This is a genomic window from Cyanobacterium sp. uoEpiScrs1, assembly GCF_947331815.1.
Taxonomy (GTDB): domain Bacteria; phylum Cyanobacteriota; class Cyanobacteriia; order Cyanobacteriales; family Microcystaceae; genus Rippkaea.
The window spans coordinates 627,057-639,127 of sequence record NZ_OX373462.1; the positions used below are offsets into that span (position 1 = coordinate 627,057).

9 protein-coding genes are annotated in these 12,071 nt (G+C 31.1%); 3 read left to right on the forward strand and 6 right to left on the reverse strand.

The genetic code is table 11. From position 1 onward, the window contains the following. Positions 1 to 90: 90 nt before the first annotated feature. From OXU93_RS02225 to OXU93_RS02235, 3 genes are all read right to left on the reverse strand, one after another. On the reverse strand, positions 91 to 978 hold the full coding sequence (locus OXU93_RS02225; protein ID WP_267384221.1) for a cytochrome c oxidase subunit II: 888 nt from the start codon (positions 976 to 978) through the stop codon (positions 91 to 93). A 67-nt stretch (positions 979 to 1,045) separates the two neighbouring features. Then, entirely contained in the window at positions 1,046 to 1,684 is a 639-nt protein-coding gene (locus OXU93_RS02230; RefSeq protein ID WP_267384222.1) for a DUF2231 domain-containing protein, read from the reverse strand. Next, the gene (locus tag OXU93_RS02235) at positions 1,684 to 2,184 is read right to left on the reverse strand and encodes a DUF2231 domain-containing protein (RefSeq protein WP_267384223.1); all 501 of its coding nucleotides are present in this window, start codon (positions 2,182 to 2,184) and stop codon (positions 1,684 to 1,686) included. Before OXU93_RS02235 ends, OXU93_RS02230 begins: the two co-directional genes overlap by 1 nt. Positions 2,185 to 3,117: 933 nt before the next feature. Here OXU93_RS02235 and OXU93_RS02240 point away from each other — a divergent pair. The 3 genes from OXU93_RS02240 (at position 3,118) to OXU93_RS02250 (ending at position 7,732) form a co-directional block, all read left to right on the forward strand. Next, a complete protein-coding gene (locus OXU93_RS02240; RefSeq protein WP_267384224.1) occupies positions 3,118 to 4,485 on the forward strand; it encodes an NAD(P)/FAD-dependent oxidoreductase in 1,368 nt (455 codons plus the stop codon). A gap of 1,300 nt (positions 4,486 to 5,785) precedes the next feature. Continuing rightward, a complete protein-coding gene (locus OXU93_RS02245; RefSeq protein ID WP_267384225.1) occupies positions 5,786 to 6,826 on the forward strand; it encodes an AI-2E family transporter in 1,041 nt (346 codons plus the stop codon). A gap of 33 nt (positions 6,827 to 6,859) precedes the next feature. Next, complete coding sequence (locus OXU93_RS02250; RefSeq protein WP_267384226.1) at positions 6,860 to 7,732, forward strand: transporter substrate-binding domain-containing protein; 873 nt, start codon at positions 6,860 to 6,862, stop codon at positions 7,730 to 7,732. Between the two features lie 904 nt (positions 7,733 to 8,636). Here OXU93_RS02250 and OXU93_RS02255 read toward each other — a convergent pair. Genes OXU93_RS02255 through folK form a run of 3 tightly spaced genes read right to left on the reverse strand, consistent with a single transcriptional unit; the run spans position 8,637 to position 11,127 of the window. After that, a complete protein-coding gene (locus tag OXU93_RS02255; protein ID WP_267384227.1) occupies positions 8,637 to 10,067 on the reverse strand; it encodes an FAD-binding domain-containing protein in 1,431 nt (476 codons plus the stop codon). After that, positions 10,060 to 10,620, reverse strand: coding sequence for an NUDIX hydrolase (locus tag OXU93_RS02260; RefSeq protein WP_267384228.1), 561 nt, complete (start codon positions 10,618 to 10,620; stop codon positions 10,060 to 10,062). Before OXU93_RS02260 ends, OXU93_RS02255 begins: the two co-directional genes overlap by 8 nt. 15 nt (positions 10,621 to 10,635) lie before the next feature. Then, the gene (gene folK / locus OXU93_RS02265; protein ID WP_267384230.1) at positions 10,636 to 11,127 is read right to left on the reverse strand and encodes a 2-amino-4-hydroxy-6-hydroxymethyldihydropteridine diphosphokinase; all 492 of its coding nucleotides are present in this window, start codon (positions 11,125 to 11,127) and stop codon (positions 10,636 to 10,638) included. Positions 11,128 to 12,071: the final 944 nt, after the last annotated feature.

The window sequence follows — 12,071 nt, forward strand, 5'->3', positions numbered from 1 at the left end:
GATTGATGTTTGTTTCAAACACAAATGATTGATGAAGGGAGAAAAAACTGAAGTCTATTTTCAAGCACAAACTATAAAACTCAAGCTAAGTTAGGTAGGATAGTTAACTACTGGTGGTTTTGCCGGAATAATTGTCGGCCAACCGGTTTTAAAGGCTTTTTTTGTCTGTTGGAAGTACTCTGAAGCTGCAACATTACTTGCAGGAGACGGTTTGCGTTTTGCTGCTTCAAGTAACCACTTTTCGTAAGCTTCAGGAGACTCAACTACTACATCTGTCTGCATTGTAGCAAAATAAGTTCCACTAAATTGAGAGTCCCTCAAGCGATATCTCCCTTCTTTAACGGGAGTGAATTCAAAGTCAGTGGTTTTGTTAGGAACGATATCTTGTTTAACTCGAAAGGCGGGAATATATAAACCATGCAGTACATCCTCTGATTTTAATGCTAAGTGCACCCTCTGATTTGCAGGAAGATGTAATTCCGTACTGGTTATATTCTTTTCAGGATAACGGAATACCCAAGCCCACTGTTTCGCAACTACTTCAATAGCTTGATCTGGTTCTGGAATAACAATAGTCTGTTTTTCAGCAACAATTGGTAACGAATTCAGTTCCATTGAACCGCGAATAGCCATCTGATCGTAAATCTGATAGCTATATCCCGCTAGCCAAAATACTAGGAGAAGAGGTATAGATGTCCAAATGACTTCCAGGGTGATGTTTCCTTCAATATGAGGTCCATCACTATAATCATATTTGGCTGCGCGTTGAAAAAAAACGCAGTAGATTATTACTCCCGTAATTCCTAGGAAAATAAAGGCTCCTATAGTTACAAGAAAGGCAAACAATTCGTCAACTAATAGAGATTCTGCCGAAGCTTGAGGAGGAAACCAAGAATAAGAAACTTGTCCTACCCAAAGACTAATCAATGTTAAGGTAATTGTATAAGCAATCAAAAACAAGATATTGTGAAGTCTCATAACTAATAAATACCAGAACAATAAACGTAATCCTTAATCAATGGAAGTCCCAAAAATATCATAACTTTTACTCATTCTTCTTCCCCTTTGGGAAGTTAACTTCTGACATGAATAACTGAGATTCTTGTCCTGACTCTAACAATTGATCCGCTGTATTATGGACACCAAACTCTGCAGCAATTTGTGCTCCCAAAGTTCCATGAAGGAACAACAGAAATAACATGAAGATGCCTACCCCTAAATAAGACCACTGCACTTGTATGGTTCTTTCTTTACGCCAAACAAATCGCTGAAACCCTCTCCATATAGTCATTGCAATTATAAAAGCTAGGAGTAATACACCTCCTACTCCGTGCAATAAAAGAGTAGTCATCGCGTCAAGTCCCCAAGCACTTTGAACGTCAGTGATTGGGTTAGCTAACATGATCTCATAAAATCCGGCTGCAACGGTGAAAACCGTGATAACTGAAGCGGCTAAAAGGTTATACCAACCAACATCAAAAAAGTTACTACGAGTAGCGGGAATAGCAAAAAATTTAAACAGAGGTTTTTGAAAACCAAACATTGCTCCTAAAGTATCAAAAGCAATGGCGATTATAAACAATCCTATAGTCAGATGAACCAGATTAGGATGAACCGGGACTGAATAAGGAAGTCCATTCGCGCCTAAATTAGCCATAAATGTATCAATTACTTTGGGATTCATTATTGTAAAATTCCCTCCTTAATGGCTTCAACAACAGGGACGGTGTGGAGTCCATACACCCATACTAGTTTGTCTCCTAGATATACTTGAACACTAACAATTGTTACCAAAAACAATAACAATCCTAGATAAGAGATCGGTAGTTTTTCAGGATTTTCCAAGCGAATCACATAACGCCATCCTGTAATTGCTGCAATTATCCCTGATAATGACCAACCCATCAATGTATGAAGATGCAAAACTGGCCGTACTGCTTCATAAGGTTGAGCTAATCCAGCCTCATATTGACCAAAAATAATGGCTACAAAAATAGAAACAGTTGCAATCAACATATTCCACCAACTTACCTCATACAAACGAAAATTGCGAGTAAAGTAGCCAATTACATCGCATAAGAAGGCGAACAAAACCATTGCAATAACGAAATGTACAACGATTGGATGAATGGTATCGGAATAGGGCAAATTATGATCATTTAGAGGTGGAAGATAGTTAAACATAAGTATCCTTTTGGCAGATCTTCACCTGTCCGTACATTTCCTAAGTTATTAGTTGTACGATATGTCTTCTAGGTTAGCAGTCGTACGATAACAAATATATTAAATTTGTTCAAAATTATTTGTATCCCCTATGACTTTTAAATTTTTAAAAAAATAGTATAATGAGTGCCTTTATCAAGATTTGTCAATTAGGCATAAATTGTATGCTGACATATTAATCGCATATTTGATGCAATCAATATGTCAAAATTAACAAATAATAAAATTATTTGTTATATATTTACACTAACTCGAAATAGATTGCTAAATATTTAGATAAATGAGAACATTAAATGTCGACTTAAATCCACTAAGTATAGAATGAATAATAATAAGTTTAATCATTTTTATAACCTTTTTATAACCTTTAATCTATTAAGTCTTAATCAGATTAAAGGTTATAAAAATAAATAGGCTAACTTTTCTCTACAATAGTTAGTAGCAAAGAAATAAAGTATTTAAAAGAAGTAAAAAATCTTAAAAATCAATAAAATAACTTTTATTTTAAGTATGGAAGTTTAAAATTTACTTATATTCATAACAAAGTTAATATATAAATAATTAATCAAGTTTTTCAAGCAAGTACAAAACTAAGTACACAATATAGTCAGTATATCCTAACATATTTAAAATAGATCAAGATAGTTGATTCAGTCTTCTAATAATAAAACAGTATTAATATATATTTTAAAATCTTTTCAAATAAATTAGGCTATCATGTTAGTGTTGGGGTTGTACTTAACACTAGCTAACAATCTTAAAGAATTACTTCAATGAAACTTTTAATCTCTAATACATCTTGAACAAGATTGTTCAAAGACGTGTCGGTTGTGTTTGAGTATCAGTATTTCCAAAATTTTTCCAGACTAACCCAAACTAAAGAGAAAAAGACCTATGGTTAATCAACAAAAAAATAAGACTGACCTCCATCATGTCGTAATTATTGGTGGTGGTTTTGGGGGACTTTATGCTGCTCAAAAACTTGCCAAAGCCCCCGTCAAAGTCACTCTGATTGATAAACGTAATTTTCACGTTTTTCAACCGTTGCTGTATCAAGTAGCTACGGGAGGGTTATCACCGGCCGATATTTCTTCTCCTTTAAGGGCTTTATTGAGTAGAAATAAAAATACAGAGGTGTTAATGGGAGAGGTATCCGTTATTGATCCCAAAAAACAAATAGTGAAGCTCCGTTACCGAGAAATTAAATATGATTCTTTGATCGTGGCAACAGGAGTAACCCATCAATACTTTGGTAATGATTGGGAGGAAAAGGCTCCTGGATTGAAAACTATTGAAAATGCTCTAGAAATTCGTCAGCGGGTATTTATAGCCTTTGAGTCAGCTGAAAAAGAACCTAATCCTGAAAGAAGAAAAGACTGGTTAACTTTTGTCTTGGTGGGTGGAGGTCCAGCTGGAGTGGAATTAGCGGGATCCTTAGCCGAATTAGCCCATGGAACCCTAAAAGAGGATTTCCGTAATATTGATACTTCCCAAGCTAAAATCGTTCTTTTGCAAAGTCCTCAGTATATTTTACCTGCCTATCCTTCTCATCTATCTGTTAAGGCCCAAAAGTCCTTAGAACGGTTAGGAGTAACAGTTAAAACCGGCGCGAGAGTTACTGATATCAGGGGACAGTTAGTAACCTATCGTCAGGGAGAAACCATTGACCAAATTCGCACTCGCACAGTTCTCTGGACAGCAGGGATGAAAGCATCTGCGATGGCTAATGTTCTAGCTAATTATGCTGAAGCTCAATTAGATAAAGCCGGGCGGGTTATAGTTGAAAGTAACTTTAATCTATCAAAATATCCAAATATATTTGTTATTGGAGATTTAGCCCATTATTCTGATGGAGAAGGTGGAACTTTACCCGGTGTTGCCCCCGTTGCCATGCAAGAAGGAGAATATGTAGCACGTTTTATCCGCAATACTCTACAAAACCGTCCTTTATCCCCTTTTAAATATACTGACTGGGGAAACTTAGCAGTAATTGGAAAACATCAAGCAGTTGTTGATATGGGTTGGTTAAAATTATCTGGCTTCTTCGCCTGGTTTGTGTGGTTATTTATCCATGTCTTCTATTTGCTCGAATTTGACAATAAACTAATTGTCATGATTCAATGGGCGTGGAGTTATTTCACAGACAGTAAAGGTGCGCGTTTAATTACCACACCCGGCAAAAATCCTGAAATCAAGCTTGAGGATGATAATGAGACTATTGTTTATCAAAAAGAAGCTGTTCAGCACGTAGAAGTTAATTAATCCGACTCCAACTTATACGTTTAAATACGTTGAAAACTAAGGAGTTTGAAAACCTAATAGATAGGAGCGTAGTTAGTTATGCTCCTATCATGAGAAAATAACTGGGCTGTTTTATTGTTTATTTTCACAATCATTAAGAGTAGCTATTGCTGCCTTGAGAGTTTGCAAAGAGCAGAATCCTAAAGTAGATATGAGAAGTAATATTGTTTGTCAGTATTCTACTCTATTTAAAGTTTATCAAAATTATTTGAAGTCTGAACTGAAATATTAGCGTTTTTAAGCGTTTAATGACTTGAATTATAATTTTTCTACATAAAATATAATTCAGTCTGCATTGTATAAGCTGGATTTTGTGCTAGAACTTCTGGGATCCCCAAAAATACAGCAAGTAATAGTAATGTTCCTTACTTGTATATAGGTTCTAGTTTCGTGAGCAGTTAAATTATTCAATAATTTCTTATAACTGATAGATTGGAGTCAAAGATAATTACAGGCATTAATATAAATTAAAGTAAACTTTTCTCTGGTCAGGATACAGATTAAATTCAGACTTCAAACTAACGACTTCTTCTTGTTGTGAACATGCTACTTGATAGATCCCATTTTAGGGATAGGAATAATCATCATTATGATAACTAATTTAATTAACTTTATTAAAAGCGATAAATCTAGTTAAATTAGTGGAAATATATCATATACTATTTAATTTCATATAAATCACCGTTTTTTGTACCAAGTAGTTATCATTAATAATGATATCAGCAATTATACTTTTTTATCTGCATCATTCTTAATACCTAGCTAATACATAAATTAATTTATTTTTGATATTAAATAATTGACTTTAACAAAAAAATATTGTACTTTTACATTAACTTAACTAAAGCTTAAACAGGTATCAATTCTTATATACTACTGCTTCTGAAGTAGCATACAAACTAATAATTTTAGTTAGATAGACAATAGCTTGCTGACAATGATACTTTTTTATATTTTATGCTCTCTGAACTAATTTTTGTTATAGCATAAGATGCCGGACTTAAAAAAATACTGCAATTGTTTTTTCTTTATTAAAAAGACTAAAAATATATTCGTTTTTTTTAATCCTTATTATAAATTCTAATTTAGATCTACTCATCATAAATATAACTTACAACAAATAAATAATTTATAACAATAAAAATGCCACATTATCAACACTAAAATTTTATTCTATATAAAATTTTAGTGTTGATAAAATTATGTTTTAACTTTATAGTTAAAATAACCAATAATGCAGATAACTTAGTATAATAAACTTGTGAAACTTGGTCAATGGCTTGGACTATCTAGCTTAGTAATTTCCGGTTATATTCTCTGGGAAATTCGTCAGCTTTTATTGTTAGTATTTACAGCAGTTGTATTTGCTACTGTTCTTAATCGACTGGTTAAATGGTTAAGTCAATTCCATATTAGGCAAATAACTATAGAACGAAATATAGCTGTTGTAATTATTCTTTTAGTAATTTCTTTATTGACTACCTTATTTTTCTTATTAATTGTTCCACCTTTTATTGGACAGTTTTATAAGTTTATAGAATTAAGCCCTATAGTTTGGGAAAAAATTCGAGATATTTTAATGTCATTAGAACATAAACAATTTAAGCTGAATTCACTTTTTTCTCCTTCTTCGTTGGTGAATTTTATTGAACAATTACAACCCTTATTTTCTAAAATATTCAGTAACTTTTTTGCCTTTTTTTCTAACTCAGTATCAGCTATATTTCAATTATTTTTTGTGTTAGTATTAACAGTTATGATAGCAATTAATCCTCAAGCATATAGAAAAATTTTGTTAAAAATTTCTCCATCTTTTTATCGCCATAGAGTTGATAAAATTCTAACTTTGTCAGAAATTGCTTTAGGAAATTGGTTAATGGGTATTACTATTAATTGTTTATTTGTTGGTATTTTGAGTGGAGTAGGTTTATTAGTTTTACAGGTCAAGCTCGTGTTAGTCCATGCATTACTGGCTGGACTACTTAATTTTATTCCCAATATTGGACCAGCTTCTAGCGTTATTTTTCCTATTATGGTTGCTCTTTTAGATGAGCCTTGGAAAATCTGGGCAATTTTACTCTGGTACTTTATTATTCAGAATATTGAAAGTTATTGGCTGACACCAATAATTATGGCTAAACAGGTTTCTTTATTACCTGCTGTTACTTTAATGGCACAAATTTTCTTTGCTCAATCTTTTGGCTTATTAGGATTATTATTAGCTCTTCCTCTAACTGTTGTTGCTAAAACTTGGATTGACGAAGTTCTATTTAAAGATATTTTAGATTCCTGGGTAGAATAAACTTTTTGGTTATTATATCTTATCGAATAAAAAATGAATTCAAGAAGTCTGCTATTTATACTTACTTTAACCTTATTTCTATCTGTTTCTACACCAGTAAAAACACAACCTCAATCTATTCTTAACGAAATTTTTAGTACGGGGTTACTTAAAATTGGGATAAGGGAAGATACAGTTCCTTTCGGTTATAGAGATTCCAATAATAATATCGCTGGAGTTTGTTTAGATTTTGTCTATATTTTTAGAGAAATATTGAAAGAAAAGTTAAACAAAAAGATTATCTCAACACATTTATATAAATCAACTTTATTTAATCGATTTGAACTAGTTAGTCATGGAATCGTTCATTTAGAGTGTGGACCAAATATAATTCGTGATTTAGAACAATTAAATGTTATGTTTTCTAATCCAATTTTCTCAACAGGTACTCAGCTACTAATTAACAAGAAGAAATATAGTATGTTTGATAACAAAAATAGTTTAGCAGAAATTAATATTGGAGTTCTTAATAATACGAACAGTCAACGGTTAGTACAAGCAAAGTATCCAGTGGCCAATTTTATAAAATTTCAGGGAATTACAGGAATATCCCGAGGGATACAAGCCTTGCAAGGAGAAAAGATTGATGCCTTTGCTAGTGATAGTGTTCTGTTAATTGGTGAGGCTATTATACAAGAATTAAACCTAGGGAAAAAGTACATTTTAATGCCCAAAATACCTTTAAATTGTGAAAAGTATGGACTTATACTACCTAATAACGACTCTCAGTGGCAAGAATTTGTCAATTCAGTGATCATAGATACTAAGTTAAGTAACATTTTTAACAAATGGTTTAATGAAGTTCATCATGAAATTGAGGTGCTAGAAAATTTCTGTCATTCCCAGCCCAATCAAAACCAAGAGTAAGCTAAGGGTTTATAAGATTAAATGCAAAAATTTTGAATAAAACTAGACAGCTGGGTTAAAAACCCATTATATTTTCTGACTAATAATTATCATTCTTTACTGAGTTAATCTAATGAATATTATATGTTAATAATTACAGAATTGATACCTAGATAAAAAATATTTTTATTCTCTATTCTATTTAGCTAAATTAATATTGTTTTTATGTTTTATTTCGTATACTTGTTCTAATATTTATCTAAATTGAAATTCAGATAATCAGATAAAAAGCACAAATTTTGTTTGCAAATAAATAATACTAACTATTTTAGGTTTATTGTAATACTGATTATTTTTTTAGAAAAATACTGTTTTCCTGTTGTTTTTATTTCCCAACTTTTGTAACTAATTTAATAAATTAAGTATCAATTATTGACACAATATAAATATATATTTATACTATAGATAATTCACTGATTTAGGTATATTTAAAATCAATATAGTTTCTTTTCTATTGTATCTACTTCTAGGCTATGAATATACTAATTTTGTTATGCTAACATGGCTATAATTTAACTTAGCATATCCATTTAGTTAGCGATACAATTGATATTGTACTTAATTTTTTGTTTAAAAAAATTAATCTTACTTAGGTATTTATATTTTTTATTAAGCTTTTATAGCTTTATGTTTTACCTATGATAAATCAATTAATAGCTCCGTAATCATACATAAATCAAAGTTATTTATTTCCTACAATTAGGTGTATTTTAAAAAATTTTGGCTATATAGATTTTAAAGCTATTTTTTCTGTGATGATTTTCGTTGATTTAGACTGATTTCATCCTAAAACCTATCCATAGACCTATGTTTTAAATTATAGTCATAGACTATTAAAATAACTTACCTAAATCAGTTATTTTAATTATAAATCCTTAATATTATTATATCGTCGTTTAAATTCTCTTTGTCGTTCTTCATGATTCTTAATTGGCTGAGGATAACCAGAACTATAACAGTCTAGAGGAGAAATTTTTCCTGTTATTAGACATTCCGTATCAAGAAAGCTTAATTCAGGTAGCCATTGACGAATATATTCACCGTCAGGATCATATTTTTGTGCTTGACTTGCAGGATTAAAAATTCGTAATGGTCTAGGATCCATTCCACTTGATGCACTCCATTGCCATCCCCCATTATTAGAAGCCAAGTCACCATCAATTAATTTTTGCATAAAATATTTTTCTCCCCATTGCCAATTAATAATTAAGTCTTTAGTCAAAAAACTGGCCACAATCATTCTACAACGATTGTGCATCCATCCTGTTTCATTTAACTGCCTCATTGCCGCATCTACAATAGGATATCCTGTTTTTCCTTCACACCAAGATTGAAAATCGTCTTCATTATTGTCCCAGGGAAATACATTAAATTTTTTTCTATAAGGTCTTTCTGTCAATTCTGGAAAAAAGTATAAGCAATGTTGATAAAATTCTCTCCAAGCTAACTCTTTTTGCCAGGTTTCAATACTTTTCCTCATTTCGTCGCTACGACTATTCTCATAGACACTAACTGTTGCTTGCCAAACAGTTCTAATACCAATTGCTCCGAATTTCAGAGCAGCACTTAGCTGAGAAGTTCCTTCAATAGCTGGAAAATTTCTAACTTCTTGATAAGAATCAATTAAAGAATCACAGAAATATTCTAATCTTTCTTTAGCCGCTATTTCTCCTGGGGATATAACTAAACGATTAGTCCAATAAAACCCTAGTTCTATTGCCGATGGCAACTCAATAGTACCCATCTTTTTAGCTTGTTCTAACTCTATTTCAGTTAATCCTTCTAATTTATTTAGAGAATTAGGAATAGAAGATTTTTTTTGTTGCAATAATTTTTTAAAGAAAGGAGTATAAACCTTATAAGGATATCCTGAGTTATTTGTTATTTCTTCAGGAGAATGTAACAGTTGATCCCAATAAATTTGAGATTTAATTCCTTTTTCTTTTAACGCTTCAATGACTTGTTTATCTCGTTTTCTGCCATATGGTTCAACATCCCAATTCCAGAATACTGATTTAGCTTGAAGACTTTCAGCTAGGTTAGGGATGGCTTGACTAGGGGTTCCTTGAATAAACAGTAAATCACCACCTAATTTTCGGTAATTTTGTTGTAATTCTTTTAGACAACCTATCATATAGGTTATCCTTACAGAAGCAATATAATCTAATTCTAAGATATTAGTATCAAAACAAAATAACCCAACTACTTTATGGCTTTGCTGACAGGCTTTAGACAAACCTATATTATCATTTATTCGTAAATCTTTACGGTGCCAAAAAATTATTAAATTAGTCATTAATATTCTCCAGAAATAGTCTTGTCATAAAAAAACTGCTAATAGATTTAGCATCAATAGACTCTCCTTTTAGGATAGCTGTTTCAAATTCTGAAAATGTCATTAAAACTACTTCAATATCTTCCTCTTTGTCCTGTTCTGGAGGACATTCTAACTTTTCTAAATCCTGTGCTAAAAAAACATAAATATACTCATCAGAATAACCAGGAGCCAAAGGAAATTTTCCCAACGAATGCCAAATATTAGCACGATATCCCGTTTCTTCTTGAATTTCTCGTTTAATAGTTGCTAATGCTTCTTCCTTTGGTTCTAAAATTCCAGCGGGAAATTCTAATAGTTGTTTTCCTACAGCAAAACGGTACTGTTTAACTAGGACCAATTTACCTTTTGATGTAATAGGAACAGCTAGTGCTCCTCCTGGATGACGAATACATTCCCAGTCTCCTTCAATTCCATTATGTAAACGTAGAGAATGAACATCAAAATTGAATTTACGCCCCCTGTAAAATAAACGTTGCTGTAGATAGATGGGAAATTTATTGAAGACAGACATAAGTTGACATATTAATTAGTTTGTCTGATAAAGATTAACTCCAGAACAGTCTACCTTGTCAAGAAGCTGAATAATCTTTTTTTTACTGACAGGATGTACCCAATGAGGAGAAATTTCTGCTAGAGGAACCAGGACAAATCCCCTTCTTGTCATATGGGGATGGGGAACTGTGAGTATATCGGTTTCTAGAATTAAATCTCCATACAATAATAAATCTAAATCCAGGGTTCTTGGACCCCATCTTTCCCGATGCACTCGTCCCCATTGTTGTTCAATCTTGAATAAGATTTCTAACAATTTATCGGGGGCTAAATAGGTTTCCAGGATAGCACAGCCATTTAAATAATTTGGTTGAGGTGGTCCAATAGGTACAGTTTCATACCAATGAGAATAGGATTTGAGATATACTTCTGATAATTGCCTAAAAATGTGGATAGTCTCTTCCAGGATATTGAAAGAATTTCCTAAATTACTGCCTAAAGCAACTGCACATTGAATATTTTTCATTGATTTTTAACTAATAATTTATTAGTTAAACCTTAAACATTGTAATTATACAATATTATTCTAGATAGTCTATGAGTTGCTATCGTAATCAACAAAAAATATGACTGTATAAAGTCACTAAAATTAATACTCTAGTAAAAGTTGTACTTACATTATAGCAAGTATGTTATCGACTTCATAACCACTAAACTAATTACTTTGTGAATAAATAATCAACTATGTTAGTATCTTTTTGGTTATTTTTAGTTCTAGTATATACTAATACTATACTTAATAGTAACTAATGAATTATCATACAAGTAAAATTTTAATATTAACAAAATAAAATTTGCTATTGTTAATACCTAAATATTTTAAGATTGTCTTTTCTGATTTTATTGCTATAAACTTAGTTTCGATAATTAGGTTAGCGGATGCTATTTTAAATTTTATGAAAAAGTATTTAATTACAAGATTAACTAACAAATAGTAACCTTATATAGTTTTTAGCTTTTAAAAGTTATATAAAGTAAAGTATCATTACATGACTCTTTCTTTTTTACAATCATAAGAGAACTAAAATTTTATAAATAAATCTAATATGATAATTACTTTAATAGTTTACCAATTAACTCATTATAATAAATATTCCACTATTATAATTTAAGTTCAAAAGAAGCACTGCCACTGTCGAATTTAATTAAATTTGTTCCGACTGAATATATAAATAATAACCGAAAAACATTGGCAATATAATAACAGTAAAGCTCTAATTATATTGCAGCAACTTAAGCAAAATAGTAAGTATTTAATATTTTAATCGTTAGTTGAATAAGTTATTGTTTAATAATTTTTTATATAAAACAAAAGCTATATATCGTAAATTAATAAAATTGTCATATGCTTATTTTATAGCTATTTAATTAACTATTCAACTCTTAAGACAATACATAACTAACTAAAAA